Annotated in this window: 13 protein-coding genes; 6 read left to right on the plus strand and 7 right to left on the minus strand. The window is 68.9% G+C overall.

Features of this window, described 5'->3' with window-relative positions:
* Window positions 1-20: 20 nt before the first annotated feature.
* Complete coding sequence (locus QMK34_RS02245; protein WP_326410821.1) at window positions 21-734, plus strand: DUF5710 domain-containing protein; 714 nt, start codon at window positions 21-23, stop codon at window positions 732-734.
* Between the two features lie 38 nt (window positions 735-772).
* A complete protein-coding gene (locus QMK34_RS02250; protein WP_326410823.1) occupies window positions 773-1,153 on the plus strand; it encodes a YchJ family protein in 381 nt (126 codons plus the stop codon).
* 414 nt (window positions 1,154-1,567) lie between these two features.
* On the opposite strand, the gene QMK34_RS02255 is transcribed toward QMK34_RS02250, so the two are convergent.
* Complete coding sequence (locus tag QMK34_RS02255) at window positions 1,568-1,759, minus strand: hypothetical protein (RefSeq protein ID WP_326410825.1); 192 nt, start codon at window positions 1,757-1,759, stop codon at window positions 1,568-1,570.
* A 127-nt stretch (window positions 1,760-1,886) separates the two neighbouring features.
* Window positions 1,887-2,519, minus strand: a complete 633-nt coding sequence (locus QMK34_RS02260) for an FAD-dependent oxidoreductase (RefSeq protein WP_326410827.1) — start codon at window positions 2,517-2,519, stop codon at window positions 1,887-1,889.
* A gap of 198 nt (window positions 2,520-2,717) precedes the next feature.
* Between QMK34_RS02260 and QMK34_RS02265 the strand changes: the two genes are divergently transcribed.
* Window positions 2,718-6,095 (plus strand): glycosyl hydrolase 2 galactose-binding domain-containing protein, encoded by a 3,378-nt coding sequence (locus QMK34_RS02265; RefSeq protein ID WP_326410830.1) that lies wholly within the window; start codon window positions 2,718-2,720, stop codon window positions 6,093-6,095.
* Between the two features lie 78 nt (window positions 6,096-6,173).
* Here the strand turns inward: QMK34_RS02265 and QMK34_RS02270 are convergent, their stop codons facing one another.
* From QMK34_RS02270 to QMK34_RS02280, 3 genes are all read right to left on the minus strand, one after another.
* A complete protein-coding gene (locus QMK34_RS02270; protein ID WP_326411068.1) occupies window positions 6,174-7,583 on the minus strand; it encodes a carboxylesterase/lipase family protein in 1,410 nt (469 codons plus the stop codon).
* A gap of 85 nt (window positions 7,584-7,668) precedes the next feature.
* Window positions 7,669-8,901 carry an HNH endonuclease signature motif containing protein gene (locus QMK34_RS02275; RefSeq protein WP_326410834.1) on the minus strand — a complete coding sequence of 411 codons (1,233 nt, stop codon included), beginning with the start codon at window positions 8,899-8,901 and terminating at the stop codon, window positions 7,669-7,671.
* A gap of 525 nt (window positions 8,902-9,426) precedes the next feature.
* A complete protein-coding gene (locus QMK34_RS02280; RefSeq protein ID WP_326410836.1) occupies window positions 9,427-10,944 on the minus strand; it encodes a family 20 glycosylhydrolase in 1,518 nt (505 codons plus the stop codon).
* A gap of 165 nt (window positions 10,945-11,109) precedes the next feature.
* On the opposite strand from QMK34_RS02280, the gene QMK34_RS02285 reads away from it, so the two are divergent.
* Both QMK34_RS02285 and QMK34_RS02290 read left to right on the plus strand, forming a co-directional pair.
* Window positions 11,110-12,969 (plus strand): Na+/H+ antiporter, encoded by a 1,860-nt coding sequence (locus QMK34_RS02285; protein ID WP_326410839.1) that lies wholly within the window; start codon window positions 11,110-11,112, stop codon window positions 12,967-12,969.
* A 19-nt stretch (window positions 12,970-12,988) separates the two neighbouring features.
* Entirely contained in the window at window positions 12,989-13,672 is a 684-nt protein-coding gene (locus QMK34_RS02290) for a histidine phosphatase family protein (protein ID WP_326410841.1), read from the plus strand.
* Between the two features lie 11 nt (window positions 13,673-13,683).
* Here QMK34_RS02290 and QMK34_RS02295 read toward each other — a convergent pair whose 3' ends face one another.
* Window positions 13,684-14,481: an ABC transporter permease gene (locus QMK34_RS02295; protein WP_326410844.1), complete on the minus strand. Its 798-nt coding sequence runs from the start codon at window positions 14,479-14,481 to the stop codon at window positions 13,684-13,686.
* A 647-nt stretch (window positions 14,482-15,128) separates the two neighbouring features.
* On the opposite strand from QMK34_RS02295, the gene QMK34_RS02300 reads away from it, so the two are divergent.
* Window positions 15,129-15,803, plus strand: a complete 675-nt coding sequence (locus QMK34_RS02300; RefSeq protein ID WP_326410846.1) for a helix-turn-helix domain-containing protein — start codon at window positions 15,129-15,131, stop codon at window positions 15,801-15,803.
* Here QMK34_RS02300 and QMK34_RS02305 read toward each other — a convergent pair.
* Entirely contained in the window at window positions 15,775-17,028 is a 1,254-nt protein-coding gene (locus tag QMK34_RS02305) for an MFS transporter (protein WP_326410848.1), read from the minus strand. The genes QMK34_RS02300 and QMK34_RS02305 overlap by 29 nt on opposite strands.
* Between the last annotated feature and the right edge of the window lie 46 nt (window positions 17,029-17,074).

Genomic DNA, 17,074 nt, shown 5'->3' on the forward strand with positions numbered 1-17,074 from the left:
GCGACGCACGGAGAGGTGGCATGGGCGGCGAACGCGGTTGGCTGGACGTCCCGTACTCGGACAAGGACGAGGCGAAGGCCCTCGGCGCCCGATGGGATCCGCGGGCGAAGCGCTGGTACGCGCCGGGCTCACGCGGGAAGGATCTCCAGCGCTGGGCGGCGCTACCCGAGGTTCCGGACCTGCTGCCGGGCGAGGACCGCGCGTTCGGCTCCGGCTTGTTCGTCGACCTGGTCCCGCGCTCCTGTTGGTTCACCAACGTCCGCTCCTGTGTGGACCAGCGCGACTGGGAACGCCTGCGGCGTATGGTGATCCGCCGCGCGGGCGGGCGCTGCGAGGTCTGCGGGCGGGAGGAGGCGCGCGAGGAGCACCGGTGGTTGGAAGTGCACGAACGCTGGGCCTACGACGCCGCGAACCTCGTGCAGTCGCTTCGACGGCTGATCTGCCTGTGCACCGACTGCCACCAGGTCACCCACCTGGGTCTCGCGCAGGTCAACGGCCTACTGGAGCAGGCGCTGTCCCACCTGATGACGGTGACCGGACTGCCGGAGTCCACAGTGGAGGACCACGTGCACGCCGCGTTCGCCCGGTGGGAGGAGCGATCCCGGTCGTTCTGGACGCTGGATCTCGCCATGCTGACCGACGCGGGCGTCACGATCACCGGCGCACCGGCCGCCGCCGAACGGGACCTGCTGTCCCGGATCGACGCGCTCGTCGACGGCGAGCAACCGGGCTGACCGGCGCGGGACACGGGCGGGCTGACAGAATCGGGCCCATGCGCGCGAAGAACTGCCCCTGTGGCCTCGGTGAGCTCTACGCGGATTGCTGCGGCCGATTCCACGAGGGCGCCAAGACGGCACCGACGGCGGAGCTGCTGATGCGGTCGCGGTTCTGCGCGTTCGCCGTGGCCGACACCGGCTATCTGCTGCGCACCTGGCATTCGAGCACTCGCCCGCGGACGTTGTGGCTCGGCGACGAGCAGCGGTGGACCCGGCTCGAGATCCTCGGCAGGACCGGCGGCGGGCTGTTGCACACCGAGGGCACGGTCGAGTTCCGGGCGCACTACGTCCATCAGGGGCAGCCGGACCACATGCACGAGAACAGCAGTTTCGTCCGCGAAGACGGACAGTGGCTGTACGTGGAAGCCCTCGGCTGACAAACACGAGCCGTCTTTTGCCGTAACTTTCCCCGGCAAAAGGAGGAGACGTGGTTTCTCGAATTCGCTCACCCGTCTGGGCGGTTGACCGTCCGTGCCCTTTTGGATACTTTTTAGCACGCCCGCCGCGCCGATCACCTGAATTCGATTCGCCATTTCCGATGGCCCGTTTCGTTGCCCTCGCCGACGAGGTGTCCACTACAGGCCCACGAAATACTACAAACAATTCGACGAAGACCTGTCGAATCAGGAATTGCCGGCAGTCACCACGATCCGCACCACAAAAGGTGGACGGGATCGAGAACAGCGGGTTCCGGCCGCCTCTCGGAACCCGCTCTGCGCTCTTTCCGCCCGCCCTTGCCAGCCGTTCGGGCTTCCGCCTCGTCGCGGAAGCCCGAACGCGCGCCCCGCGTCTCAGCGCACGCCGAGACGCGGATTCACTTGAGCGTCGAAATCGATGCGATGGCCGTAGAGCCAGTCGAGCGTGCCGGGTTTGGCGAACCTCTTCATCATCGCCGGCATCAGCGCGTCCCGCAGCATCCTGGACACCCCGGTGGCGCTCTTGCCGCGGTTGATCTGCCGCGCGCCGTCATGGACCTTCTTCACCCTCGACTCCCGAAGCCGCTGGTAGGCCAGGAAAGCGGAATCTACGTCGGAGAAGTCGCGCAGGCAGCGAGCGAGCTCGACGGCGTCCTCGATCGCCAGCCCGGCGCCTTGCCCCGAGCTCAGGAGGTCACGTGCGCGGCGTCACCGATGAGCACCATGCGGTCGCGGGACCACCGCCGCGGCGCGGCCATCTGGTGCATCGTGATCCACTCGTAGCGGGCAGGAGACCCCTCGATCGCGCGAGCGGCGGGCGAGCTGTCAGCGGAGAAAAGCTTGACAAGCCGTCGTTTCCACTCCTCGCCACCGATCGCGTCGAGCTCGCCCGGGTGCCGTCAGCGAACTCGGCCGTCACCTGATCGCGCTGGTGACTGACGCCGACCAGGCGCTTGCCGTACTCGATCCGGACACCCCTGTCGAGCGCCTGCGCGGTGAGCGCGGCGTAGAGGTCGGCGCGCCGCAGGCTGACCGTGGTGGTGCCGTCGGACAACGGCGTGCCAGTGGCATCACCGCCCAGCAGCCTGCCGTCGCCAAGGTGCATGACGCCTCTGTCCAGCGGGTAGCCCACCTCCCGCACCGCTTTGTGCGCGTCGAGCTGCTGCAACGCCGAGAGCCCGTTCGTCGACAGGGCCAGCCCGGAGCCCACACCGTGCGCGGCGACCGCGTACGCCTCGTGGACGACCGCCTCCATGCCCACCTGTCTCAGCGCCATCGCCACGACCGGCCCGGCGACCCCGCCACCGATGACCAATGCCTTCTTCATCGTCTTCCTCCCCCAGGTATATCTCTCAGATATTCATTATCTTAGCTAATGAGATACTCGTGTCACGTCCAATCGGACACAAGGCCTGCCGAGGACTGTCCCCGCGACGGCGAGGCGGCTACTATCCCGTAATTGTTAGGAAAGTTGCTTAACAATCAGCCAGGTTCCCCGCCGCCGTGTGCCCGAGGAGGCGCGCTCGTGAGTTTTCGGCAGAGAAGATCCCGGATCCCCCTCCGGCTCCTGACCACCACGGCGCTCGCCGCCGCGGTCTGCGCGGTGGCGGGCGGTCCTGCGGCCACCGGTCAGGAATCGGCCCACGCCTCGCTGTCCGTCACCGACGCGGCGGGCACGGCCACCCCGATCCCCGGCTACCTCATCCAGACCTCGGCGGGGGTGAGTGACGACTCCGCGGTCTCCAAGCCCGGCTTCCCGACCACCGGCTGGTACCCCGTTTCTTCGCGCTCCACCGTGTACGCGGGCCTGCTGCAGAACAACAAGTACCCGGACCCCTTCTACTCCGACCGGATGAAGAACGTCCCGAAGGCGGACTTCACGGTCCCCTGGTGGTACCGCACCGACCTCACCGTCGACGACACCGCGTCACGCACCTACCTCGACTTCAGCGGCGTGCTGTCGAAGGCCGACGTCTGGGTGAACGGCACGCGAGTCGCGACGAAGGACGAGGTCAACGGCGCCTACACCCGCCACGACCTCGACGTCACCGCGCAGGTGCACGCGGGCGCCAACAGTGTGGCGTTCAAGGTCTACCCGAACAACCCGGAGAAGGACCTCTCCATGGGCTGGATCGACTGGGCGCAGACCCCGCCGGACCAGAACATGGGCATCGTGCGGGACGTGCTCGTGCGCCGCAGCGGCGCGGTCGCGCTGCGCGGGGCGCACGTGGTCACGAAACTCGCGCTGCCGTCGCTGAACCACGCGGACCTCACGGTCAAGGCCGACGTCCGCAACGACTCGGCGAGCGCGGTGTCCGCGACCGTGTCGGGCACGGTGGCGGGCACCCCGATCAGCCAGACCGTTTCGCTGGCGGCCAAGGAGAAGAAGACCGTCACCTTCGGCTCGGTCGGCGTCGACAACCCGAACGTCTGGTGGCCCGCCGGGATGGGCGGGCAGTCGCTCTACAACCTCGATCTCACCGCTTCGGTGTCCGGTGCCGCTTCGGACGTGTCACACACGAAGTTCGGCGTGCGGGACATCAAGGCGCCGCTGAACTCCAGCGGCGGGCGGCAGTACAGCATCAACGGACGCCCGCTGCTGATCCGCGGCGGCGGCTGGTCCCCCGACCTTTTCCTTCGGTGGGAACAGAAGTACGTGTCCGACAAGCTGAAGTACGTCAAGGACCTCGGGCTGAACACCGTGCGCCTGGAAGGGCACATCGAGCCCGACGAGTTCTTCGATCTCGCCGACCAGTACGGCATCCTGACGATGCCCGGCTGGGAATGCTGCGACAAGTGGGAGGGCCAGGTCAACGGCAGCGAGAAGGGTGACCCGTGGACAGCAGCGGACTACCCGATCGCGAAGGCGTCGATGACCGGCGAGGCCGAGCGCCTGCGCAACCACCCGAGCGTCATCTCGTTCCACATAGGCAGTGACTTCGCGCCCGACGCGACCATCGAGAAGGGCTACCTCGACGCGCTGAACGCCGCCGACTGGCCCGCCCCGGTGATCTCGGCGGCTTCGGCGAAGTCCTCGCCACAGCTGGGCAAGTCCGGCATGAAGATGAACGGCCCGTACGACTGGGTCCCGCCGAACTACTGGTACGACAAGGCACACGACGTCAGCGGCGGCGCGTGGAACTTCAACTCGGAGACCAGTGCGGGCCCGGACATCCCGACCATGGACACGCTCCAGCGGATGATGTCCGCAAGCGAGCTCGACACGCTGTGGAAGAGCCCTTCGGCAACGCAGTACCACCGGTCCTCTTCGGACACATTCTCGAACCTGAAGATCTACGGCGAGGCCCTTTCCGGCCGTTACGGCGCGCCGTCGAACCTCGCCGACTACGTCCGCAAGGCGCAGCTGGCGCAGTACGAGAACGTGCGGGCGGAGTTCGAGTCGCACGCCAGGAACTACTCCGACAGCTCGAACCCGTCGACCGGGCTGATCTACTGGATGCTCAACAGCGGCTGGACTTCGTTGCACTGGCAGCTGTTCGACACCTACCTGGACCAGAACGGCGCGTACTACGGCGCGAAGAAGGCCAACGAGCCGCTGCACATCCAGTACTCGTACGACAACAAGTCCGTGGTCGTGGTGAACTCCAATCACGACACCGCGAGCGGCCTCACCGCCACGGTGAAGCTGTTCAGCACCGACGGCACGCAGAAGTTCACCCAGACCAAGACCGGTGTGACGATCGCGGGTGACGGTGCGAAGACCACCGCGGTGACCATTCCGTCGGTCTCCGGGCTGTCCACGACGTACCTGGCGAAACTGGTGCTCACCGACTCGTCCGGCAAGGAGGTCAGCCGCAACGTCTACTGGCTGTCCACCAAGTCCGACACGATGGACTGGGCCAACAACGACTGGTACTACGTGCCGACGACCAGCTACGGCGACCTGTCCGGACTCACCAACCTGGCCCAGGTCAACGTCGGCACCATCGCCGGCTCGACCAGCTCGGCCGAAGGCAACACGACCACCACGGTCACGTTGAAGAACAACTCGACCGGCAAGGTCCCGGCGTTCTACGTCGACACGCACGTGGTCGGCGCGAACGGCGCGCCGGTCCTGCCGATCCAGTGGAACGACAACGCGGTCAGCCTGTGGCCGGGCGAGTCGACCACGCTCACCGCGACGTACCGCACGGCCGACCTCAAGGGCGCTTCGCCGTCCGTGCGGGTGTCCGGGTGGAACACCGGGACACAGACCGTCCCGGCCGGTGGTGACAGCGGCGACCAGCAGCCGCCGTCGGTACCGTCGAACCTGCGCAGCACCGGCGTCACGGCGAACAGCGTGTCGCTGGCCTGGGACGCCTCGACCGACAACGTCGGCGTGGCGGGTTACGACGTCACCGCCAACGGCGCGGCGTCGAGCAGTGTCACCGGCACGACGGCGACGGCTTCCGGGCTCACCGCGGGCACGGCGTACACGTTCACGGTCCGGGCGCGCGACGCGGCGGGCAACCCGTCCGGACCGAGCAACCAGCTGACCGTGAGCACCACCGGCGGCAGTGGCACACCGGTGGACTACGAGGCGGAGAACGGCGTCATCGGCCAGGGCGTCGTCGAGTCCAACCACGCCGGGTACAGCGGCACCGGGTTCGTCAACTACGACAACACGGTCGGCAGCTCGGTCGAGTTCACGGTGAACGCGGCCGGTGCGGGTGCGGCCGACGTGGTGCTGCGGTACGCCAACGGGACGACGGCGAACCGGCCGATGGACATCTCGGTCAACGGCACGGTCGTCTCGGCGGGCCAGGCGTTCGCCGGAACGGGTGACTGGACCACCTGGGCGACCAAGACGGTCCGCGTGAACCTCGTGGCGGGGGTGAACAAGATCAAGACCGTCGCCACCACAGCCAACGGCGGCCCGAATCTGGACCGGATCACCTTGTAACGCCTGGTGTCATGAAAGGGTCTTTCAGGGCAAAAAGTGTCCTGAAAGACCCTTTCATGACACCAGGGACCCGAGGGCTCAGCGCCAGAGGAGGCGCTCTGGCTGGGCGGGATCGTCGACCACCGTGCTGACGTCGTCGAAGAGCATGGTCGTGCGGGCGGGCGGGTCGTATGGCGCCCAGCCGGGGTCGCCCGTGGTGACGAACCGGACCCACGCCGAGTGCATCTCGGTCGCCATCGCCTGCAGCCGCGCGCGGTCCGGTTTGACGGCGGCGAACAGGAAGCGCCAGTTCGGGTTGTCCAGGTCGTCGAACATCAGCAGCAGGTCGAGCCCGTGCGGGGCGCCCATGCCGCGGCCGCGCGGGTTGATCCGCCAGTCCAGCCGGTACATCCAGACGTCGCCGCCCGCCGCGTGCTGCGCTTCGGCGAACCGGATCGCCGGGAGCCACCAGTCCCCCGCGGTCAGCGCGTGGTCCCGGACCTGCTGCGCGGGCCAGTCCGGGAGCAGTTCGCGGTACGCGGCCGTCGCCTTCTCGGTCGCCGCGGTGTCGAGCATGGTCGAACCGGTGCCGAGCAGGTTGGCGCCGCCACTCTGCAGCATGGTGAACAGGTCCTGCTCGTCGGCCGTGGTGCCGATCAGCAGCGGGATCCCCGCCGCGACTCCCGCGGCCACCGCGTCGCCAGGACGCTGCGGGAGCACGTCGCCGTCGAGCACCACCCGGTAGGTGACGAGCGTGCCGGACGCCCTCGCGACCCGTTGCTGCGCCTCGAGAATCCGCTTCACCGGCAGGTCCGCAAGCCCGTCCGGAGCGACGTCCAGCTCGCTCAGCACAGCGGCCGCGACGCGGGTCGCCTCCTCAGGAGTGTGGACGACAGACCCGACTCCTGTACCGCTCTGCACCACAGCCTGCGCGAAGAGTCCCTTCGCGGCGGGAACCGTGAGCAGCGTCCCGACCGTGCGGCCGCCGTTGGACTGCCCGGCCAGGGTCACCCGCGCCGAATCGCCGCCGAACGCGGCCACGTTGCCGCGCACCCAGCGCAGCGCCGCGACCTGGTCCAGCACCGAGACGTTGTCGTCGGCGACGCCGGGCAGGTAAAGCATGCCGAGCACCCCGAGCCGGTACGCGAGGGTCACCACGACAACCCCGTGCTCGGCGAACCGCTCCGGGTTGAACTGGTGCGGCGAGCCCATCACGCCACCCCCGCCGTGGATCCACACCAGCACCGGATGCGGGCCGGGCGTCGCGGGAGCGTAAACGTTGAGGTAGAGGCAATCCTCGTCGCCGACGTATCCGTGCCCGCTGATCTCCGGCTGCGGGGCCTTGGCTGCGAGCTTCCCGGCGTCCCGCACCCCCGTCCAGGAGGCGGGCGGACGCGGTGCACGGAACCGCAGCCCGCCCACCGGCGGCGCGGCGTACGGCACGCCAAGGAACCTCCGGACACCGTCGCGTTCGACGCCCCGTAGCACGCCGTCGCCGATCTCGGCCATGGTCTTCACCTGCCCAGGTTAAGCGTCGCGGATAAAGGGCGATCATGGGCGTCGACGACGCCGTTGCCCCGACTCCCTTTCGATCTCAGCGACCGGGGGTCCGGGGTGGGTCGTGTGCGGTGTTGCGGATGGGTCTTCGCTCCGGGTCCAGCCACCCAGGCGGGATCCATTCGATGATTCCGTTACGCAACCGCATATCCCACCCGCCATGGTGGAGTAGGTGGTGATGCCTCTCGCAGGCGAGCCCGAGATTGACGATATCCGTCGGACCCCCAACACCACCAGGGTCACTCCAATACACAATGTGGTGTGGCGTTGCCCATTTCGGGCCTCGTGAACACCCCGGACCGGTACACCCACGATCCCGAATGATCAACGCCCGGCGTTGCGCCGGAGTCGCCGTCCGCACCGCGCGGCCCAGGTCGAGGACTTCACTCGCACCGTTCAGTACTGCCGGTACGGCTTTCGCGTCGCAGCACATCCGCCGCACCTGACTCACACTCAACGCACCGTATCCGTCGAGCATGACTATGCCTGCGCGGCGTTCCAGCTCCTCCAGTCCGATCGTCACCGTCACGACGGCCCGTTCACCGGCCTTGACGGGCAGGTCGGGGGAGCGGGCGGCGAGGTCGAAGATCGCCGCCAGCGCGTCACCGTGGCGCTGCGCCGCCGTCCGCGGATCCCGGTTACCGAACGCATCGACCGGGTCAGGCTTCGCCAACGGAATCAGCATGTTCTCGGCGAAATGCCCGGCCTCAGGATCAAACTCGCCGGAGTACTTCATCCGCCCATCCCGCGTGAACGAGTAGCGAAACTCGCGGTGGGGACGGGACAGGTCCCGCTCACGATCCTCCGGCTTCTTGTCCAGCACATCCCAGTACCCCAGCACCCGCCGCCCGACCTTCCGGACGGTGGCGGGGATCGCCTGCTGCGACAACTCGACCAGGGTGGCCTCGTGCGCCGCGACCTCCTCCACCGACACTGAGTCCGGAGCCTGCGAGAGGACGTGTTCGATCTCGTGGGCGTGTTCCCGGTTGATCTCGCCGGACTCCAACGCCTTCCGCATCAACGGAAGCACCGCAGTAGCCTGAGCAACACGAGCGGAAGCTTCCCTCTTCGACACCCGCAACGACAACGCCAACATCGTCGCCGTATCACGGAAACCCTTCTCCACACACAAACCGCGCTTGTCGATGTCGCCGACGAGATCCAGCATCCGCGCATACACACGACACAAATCCCGCTCGACAGCAAGAAGCCCAGCAGTCAACTCCCCATCGGAAAGCTGCCACACCGGCATCATCTCATCAACACTCACACCCTCACTCTACCCGAACATCTGTTCGAATCACCACCCGTTCAGGTACGACTAGCCACCTTTTTTCCGGCACCAGAATCCCCTACACAACAACGAAAACGAACGAACGCATCCCGCTGGGCGACCGCAAGCGAGCCGCCCCCGGTCGTCCCGCGACTAACACTCGCTATCCGGCGACACCTCACGGACCATCGCTCGCCCCTGCACGTACGGGCCGTCGCCGCGGCCACCCGTCCTCACCAAAAGATCCTGAACAGTAGAGGTTCACCCGACGTTCTCCCGGAAGTCCTCGACATCGCTAGCGGAACAGCCACCCCTCTGGGCAGGGAGTCTTGTGCGTCAGACTTTCTGGCAGAGTTTCGAGGTTGCTCCATGACAGGGAGTTCGATCTTGAGCAGGAGCAACGACCCGGTGCCGGTCGACACGCGGCTGCAACTGATGGAAGCCGCCGCCGAACCCTTTCGGCGCCACAAAGCGGGCTCCGGGAAGACCACCACCCGGCCTTCCCAGAGCCCGCCCCGACAACTACGAACCCGCGGGCCAGGGCACCTGCGAGGACTTGTAGTAGTTGATGCCGAGCAGCTTCCACAATGGACCCTGGGCCGCGAGCCGCTTGCCGAACGCCGTCCAGTCGTGCGTGCTCTGCGGCGACCAGCCGAGTTCGGCGATCGCGGACAGGCGCGGGAACGCCAGGTACTCGAGGTCCGCACTCGTCCTCAGCGTCTCCGTCCACAGTGGAGCATCGACGCCGAGCACCGCGGACTCGGGGACCCCGCTGAGGTAGGCGCCCGGGTTCCAGTCGTAGGACTTCCTCACCTCGGTGAGGCCCGCCCAGTCCTGGCCGAGGGTGGTACTGCTGTTGTACTTCATGTCGAGATAGGCGTGATTGGCGGGCGAGAACACGATCTTCGCGCCGTTCTTCGCCGCCGCGGCCACCGCACTGTCGCTCGTGGTGGTGTCCCAGAACTGGGCTACGGTCGAGGCGAGCGGGGTCGCGTTGACGATCTCGTGCCAGCCGATCGCGCTCTTGCCGTGCGAGGCGGTGATCTGCTGGACGCGGTTCATGAACGTCTCGTAGTCGGCCGGTTTCGTCGACTGCGCCTCGTCCCCGCCGAGGTGCAGGTACGGGCCGGGGGTCAGTGCGGCGAGCTGCCCGATCACCGCGTCGAGGAACTGGTAGGTGACCTCTTTGGACGTACACAGTGTACTGAAGCCTACGTCCGTGCCGGTGTACAAGGCCGGAGCCTTGCCGTCACAGTTTAGCTGCGCGTACGACGCGAGCGCCGCGTTGGTGTGGCCCGGCAGGTCGATCTCCGGGATCACCGTGATGTACCGCTGCTGCGCGTAGGCGACGATGTCGGCGTACTGCGCCTGCGTGTAGTAGCCGCCCGCGCCGCCGCCGACCTGCGTGCTGCCGCCGTAGGTCGCCATCCGTTCCCAGCCGTTGATCATGATCCGCCAGCCCTGATCATCGGCCAGGTGCAGGTGGAAGGTGTTGATCTTGTACCGGGCGAGCTGGTCGAGGTACCGCTTCACCTGGTCGACGGTGAAGAAGTGCCGGGCGACGTCGAGCATCGCGCTGCGGAACCCGAAGCTCGGGTGGTCGACGATCTGCCCGCCCGACACCGTCCCCGGGGGCAGCAGCCGAAGCAACGTCTGGACCCCGGCGAACAGCCCGGCGGCCTTCAGCGCGCGGATCGTGACGCCGGAAGCGGTGATGTCGAGCTGGTAGCCCTGCTCCCCCGCACTCGGCGGCGCGCCGGACAGCAGCAGCGCGATCCCCGCCGCGCCGGTTCCGGGCGCGTGGACCGGGATCGTGTAGCCGGTGGACCTGCGCAGGATGGCAGCCAGGTAGTCGCCGACACCGGTGACGCCGGTGTCGGCGATCCCCACCCCAGCGGCGAGGGTGTACGTCACGCCGCTCACGGGCGTCGCGACGGGGACGACACTGCTGAACGGGATCGGCGGGCTCGCCGCCGACACCGGTGGCCGGGAGCAGTGCCGCCACCCGTACGACGGCGAGTCCTCCCAGTATCCGGGCACGCCGGGGCCGCGCCTTCTGCGTTGCCAGGTAAATCCTCCGTGGAACTCGACGGTTCTCGACAGGGCCACGCAAGGAATGGCGGCGTCCCTCCTTGTGCGGTTCTGATTGAACCAGAAGAACGGCCCCTCGAACCATGCCGCGGCGCGGCGGGTGATGATGGGCCCGTGCACATAGCGGCGGAGATAGTGGCACTGGTGGTGGCGGTCCTCCTGGTGACCGCGGTGGCGCGGCGGCTCGACCTGTCGGCCCCGCTCTGCCTGATCGTCGTCGGCGTCGGCGCTTCGTACGTCCCCGGCGTCCCCGAATACCAGCTCGACCCCGAAGTCGTCCTGCTCGGTCTGCTCCCGCCACTGCTCTACGCGACGGCGATCCGGACCTCACTGATCGACTTCCGGCGCATCCGTGGCCCGATCGCGCTGCTGTCGGTCGGCCTGGTCATCTTCACCACGTTCGGCGTGGGCCTGGTCGCCTGGCTGGTCGTCCCCGGGCTGTCACTGGCCGCCGGTATCGCGATCGGCGCGGTCGTCGCTCCCCCGGACGCCGTCGCCGCCACCGCGGTGGCCCGCCGAGTCGGCCTGCCGCGCAAGGTGGTCCGGCTGCTGGAGGGCGAGAGCCTGTTCAACGACGCGGCCGCACTGGTCGCGCTGAAGACGGCAGTCGCCGCCATCGCGGGCTCGGTGAGCGTCTGGGAGGCGGGCGGCGACTTCCTGCTGGCCGCGGGCGGCGGGATCGCGATCGGGCTGATCGTCGGGTTCGCCTGCGCGATGATCCGGACCAAGCTGGACGAACCCGCGACCGACACCGCCCTGTCGCTCGTGGTGCCGTTCATCGCCTACATCCCGGCGGAGGCGATCCACGGTTCCGGGGTGCTGGCGGTGGTCATCTCCGGGCTGATCCTCGGGCACAAGGCGCCGAGCATGCTCTCGGGCGCGTCCCGGCTGGCCAGCAGGCTGAACTGGCAGACCATCCAGTTCCTGCTGGAGAACATGGTCTTCCTGCTGATCGGGCTGCAGGTGCGCCGGATCCTCGAAGAGGTCGGCCGCAGCGGACTGGGCTTCTTCACCCTCGCCGGGATCTGCGCGGCCGTGCTCGCCGCGACGATCATGACGCGCATCCTCTGGATGGCGGGCATCGGGCTGACCAAACGGCTTCTCGGGCAGCGCAGCTGGCCGTGGTCGTACTCGGCGGTGATTTCCTGGGCGGGGATGCGCGGGGTGGTCACGCTGGCCGCCGCGTTCGTGCTCCCGGCGGACACCCCGCAACGCGCGGTGCTCGTGCTGATCGCGTTCGTCGTCGTGGCGGGCACCCTCGGCTTGCACGGGACGACGTTGCCGCTGCTGGTGCGGCGCCTGAAACTGCCGGCGCCCGACCCGGCGGAGGACGCCCTGCAGGAGGCGGCGGTGCTCAACGACATGACGCGCCTGGCCCTGGCCAAACTCGAGGAGATCAAACGGCCAGAGGACCCGCCCGAGGTGATCGAGCGGCTGCGGGACAGGCTGCAGCACCGCGCGGACTCGGCTTGGGAGCAGCTCGGCAGGCAAAGCGCGTTGCAGGAGACGCCGAGCGACGCCTACCGGCGGCTGCGGCTGCAGCTGATGGAGGTCGAACGCGCGAAGTTCCTCAAGGCGCGCGACCACGGAACGGCCGACGACGACGTGCTGCGCCGCATCCTGGAACGGCTCGACATCGAGGAGTCGATGCTCGACCGCGACGAGCAGGACCTGCCCTCCGTCGACCGCGAGCTGCGCACCCCGGCGGCGACGGCCCGCTCCTGCAAGCACCTCGACAAGGACTGGCCCGAGACCGAACCGAGCGCGAAGGACAGCTGCCAGGAGTGCGTCGACGAGGGCTCGACGTGGGTCCACCTGCGGATGTGCCTCAAGTGCGGGCACGTCGCCTGCTGTGACTCGTCGCCGAAGCAGCACTCGACGCGGCACTTCCACGACAGCCTGCACCCGGTGATGCGCAGCTACGAACCCGGCGAAACCTGGCGTTGGTGCTTCGTCGACAAACAGCTCGGGTGAGGCAGGTAGTTTCAGGGGCATGAGCACCCCAGCAAAGGAGATCGAGTACCGGCAGCACCGGTTCTCCCCGCTCCCCGGCGCCACCGAGATCTTCCTCGTCCGCCACGGCGAGTCCGCCCCCGCGCGGGAAAGCACGCCGTTCCCGATGGTGGACGGCCAGGCCGACCCCGACCTCGCCGTCGAGGGCCGCGACCACGCCGAGCGCGTGGGCGCCCGGCTGGCAGGCGAGCGGCTCGAGGCGCTCTACGTGACGACGTTGCGCCGTACGGTCCAGACCGCCGCCCCGCTCGCCGCGAAGCTCGGCCTCACCCCCGAGGTCGAGCCCGGCCTGCGGGAGATCCACCTCGGCGACTGGGAGGGCGGACTGTTCCGCAAGCACACCGCCGAAGGGCACCCGATCGCCCAGCAGCTGTTCGAGAAGCAGCGCTGGGACGTCATCCCCGGCGCGGAGGCCAACGAGGACTTCGCCGCCCGCGTGCGCGCGGCGATCAGCCGGATCGCGGCCGCGCACCCCGATCAGCGAGTGGCGGCGTTCACCCACGGCGGAGTGATCGGCGAGGTGTTCGCGCAGGCGAGCGCCGGGCAGCCCTTCGCGTTCCTCGGCGCTGACAACGGCTCGATCTCACACCTGGTGGTGCTCGGCGACAGCTGGACCATCCGCCGCTTCAACGACACCTCCCACCTGGAGAACCCGTTCGGCTGAGGTACGTCTCTTCACGAGGTCTGGCCTGGTGAAGGGCGCTTTCGCCAGGTCCACCGCGGGGCAGGTCCACTTCGGCTGATCCGGCCGGAAGCCACCAGCTGCACCGCGACCAGCACCGAGACGGACTCGGCGGCGAGCAGGCCGATCAGCACCAGCACCTGGGTCACCCCGGCCTGCAGCGGGCCGGCGCCGCCGAGCAGCACGCCGACGTAGGCGCCCGGCAACGTCACCAACCCGACCGTCCGGGTCTGGTCCAGCGCCGGGATGAGCGCCTGGCCCGCCGACGGGCGGCAGATCTCCAGCGCGGCGGGCCTGGGCAGGAAGCCGAGCGCGAGTGCCGCCTCGTACTCGCCGTTGCGGGCCTTCAGCTCGTCCAGCGCGCGCCGCGAGGCCTGCGAGTTCGCGCTCATCGCGCCGCCGATGACGATGCCCGCGATCGGCACCACGGCGATCGGCTTCCACGGCACGACCCCGGCGGCGAGCACCAGCCCGAGCACGGGCACGACACCGGCCCCGAGCGCCAGCGCGACCCAGTGCGCCCGCACCGCCACCCCGATCCGCCGGGCGGAGGTGAGAGCCGCGATCGAGAACATGACCAGCACGAACAGCCCGGTCAGCCAGCCCGATCGCAGGATCGCGGTGATCACCAGCGACACCGCGGCCAGCTGCGCGACCGCGCGCACCGCGGCCAGCACCACCGCGCGGCCCTGTCCCAGCCTGCCGAAGTGCACCACGGCGGCGCCGAACAGGGTGAGCACGGCCAGCACCACGAACAGCACCGGCCCGAAGGCGATCGCAGCGTCGGTCACGGAGGTGATCGTGCCCCACCGAGCGGTGACCGCCGTCTTGACTGCCCCTGAAGGCCACCGACCACGGCGTGGTCACCTCGGTCTGCTGCACGAGGTCCGAGCCCTGGGCCACGTAGGTGACGTTGTGCGCGCCCGCGTCCCCGACGAGCCGGTAGGCGACGTCGTGGCTGACCATCTTGGCCACTTGGGAGACCGGCTCGGCCAGCGGCGACTGCCCGGCGGGCGCGCTGTGGGCCGCCTGCGGCCGGGACGTCTTGGGCATGACGTACATCGCCACGGTGACCGCGACCGCGAAGACGCCGAACACGACCACAACGCTGCCCAGGGACTTCAAGCCACCAGTGGCACCCCGGCCGGATGCCGTCGCCGATGGGGTCGCGGTCGGAACACTCATAGGAGAGTTCTTCTCTCGTTCGAGCGCACTCCCGTCGAGTACGTCGACTACTTCTCGCCAAAACGTGACTCCGCGTTAGCCGCTCCGGCCAAGATATCCAACATTCACCCTTTTGGGTGCCCTGGACCAGTAAGCGCAGGTCAGTACGTTCCGCCCAGTGCGCCGAGCCGATCACCGTCCGTACACATCGGACTCGAGCAGCTGCTCACCTGATCTTTCCCGTTCTGTCGGACCACGCGGGCATGATGTCGCCATGTACACCGAGACCGCCGCCCCCGCCGGGTTGCGGTCCGTCGTGCGCTGCCGGTGGCGCTCGGTGGAGGACGCCCCGAAGCGAATAGTCCCCGACGGCTGCCTGGACCTGGTGGCAGGCGCGGGCGAGGTGTTCGTCGCCGGGCCGGACACGGCCGCCTGGACCTCGGTGGCCGGGCCCGGCGTCGTCCAGCGCGGGCTCCGGTTCGTGCCGGGGCAGGCGTCGCGCGTGCTGGGCGTCGCGGCCGACGAGCTGCGGGACGAGCGAGTGCCGCTGCGGGATCTCTGGGGAAGGCACCAAGAAGAGCGGCTGCTGGCCGGGGCTGTTTCCCTGACGGACCTGGTGGTCGAGCATTGGGATCCCGGCGCCGAGCCGGATCGGGCGGTGGCCGAACTGCTCGCGCGGCTCCACAACGGGGCGCCGCGCGTGCGGGCGGCGATGGGACAGCTCGCGGTGAGCGAGCGGCAGCTGCGACGGCGGTTCACCCAGGCCGTCGGGTACGGCCCGGCGACGTACCTGCGCGTCGCCCGCCTGCAGCGCGCGATCGCGCTGGCCCCGCGCACCCCTGGCCTCGCCTCGCTCGCCGCGGCGGCGGGGTACGCCGACCAGGCCCACCTCAGCCGGGACTGCCGCGAGCTGACCGGCCTCACCCCGCGCTCGTTCTTCCCTCGCTGACGCGGTCGGCGTCCCGCTCGGCGGCGGACATGACCTCGTCGGTCACCCCTCGCAGGCCGGCGAGCACGGCGAGCGCCAGCACCCCCATGACGGCGAACATCGCCCGCAGCCCGAAAAGCTGCGCCAGCAGGCCGCCCGCGGCGGCTCCCAGCGGCCTGGTGCCCCAGGAGACCAGGCGGAACGCGCTGCTGAGCCTGCCGAGCAGCCGGTCGGGGGTGATCCGCTGCCGCAGCGAAACCACCACGACGTTCGACACGATGATCCCGGCCCCGCCGACGAAGAACACCGCACCGATCAGGATCGGATTCGCGGTCAGCGCGGGGATCCCGAACGGCAGCACCCCGCACCCGAAGGACAGCGCCAGGGTCCGGGCCCTGCCGAGCCGCCGCTCGACGCGCTCCGCGACGAACGAGCCGCACAAACTCCCCGCGGCGAACATGGTCAGCAGGACACCGAAAGCCGCTTCCGACAACCCCATCGCGGACGCGGGCCCGACGGCGTACAGCACGAAGACCGTCAGCGTCGCACTGCTGGCGAAGTTGAACACCCCGCCCATCATCGCGAAGATCCGCAAAAGCCTGTTGTGCCAAAGGAAACGCAGTCCCTCCACGATTTCGGAACGCAGCGTGGTGCGACGGTCCCGCTCGACCCGGAACGAGCCGCGCACGAGCAGCAGCCCCACCACCGCGACCACCCACAGCGCCACGGGCACCGCGAAAGCGAGGGCAACCCCCGCGGAGACCAGGAAACCGGCCAGCGGCGGCCCGGCGAACTCGCTGGCCATCAGCTCCGCCGCGTACAGCCGCCCGTTGGCCCGCGGCAGCCGATCGCGCCGCACGATCTGCGGGACGATCGACTGCGCCGAGGTGTCGTAGATCGTCTCCGCAACGCCGACACAGATCGCGATGCCGTAGAGGGCCCAGATCGACCCGGTGCCGAGCAGCACCCAGAGCACCAGCACGGCGACCAGCGAGGCCCTGGCGATATTCGCCCCGAGCATCGCCCGGCGCCGGTCCAGCCGGTCGACCAGCGCGCCCACCGGGAGTGCGAACAGCAGCCACGGCAGCGTGAAGGCGAACCCCAGCCCGGCGATCAACGCCGGGGACCGGGTGAACCCGACGGCCACCAGCGGCAGCGCCACCTTCAGGCTCCCGTCCGCCAGGCTCGACAACCCCGCGGCGGTCCACAGCCGCCTGTAGGCGTTTCCCAGCGAAGCGTTCGGCATTGATGGAGGATTACACATCGATGGAGAAAACTCCATCGATGTGTCG

Source organism: Amycolatopsis sp. H20-H5, assembly GCF_035828755.1.
Taxonomy (GTDB): Bacteria; Actinomycetota; Actinomycetes; order Mycobacteriales; family Pseudonocardiaceae; genus Amycolatopsis.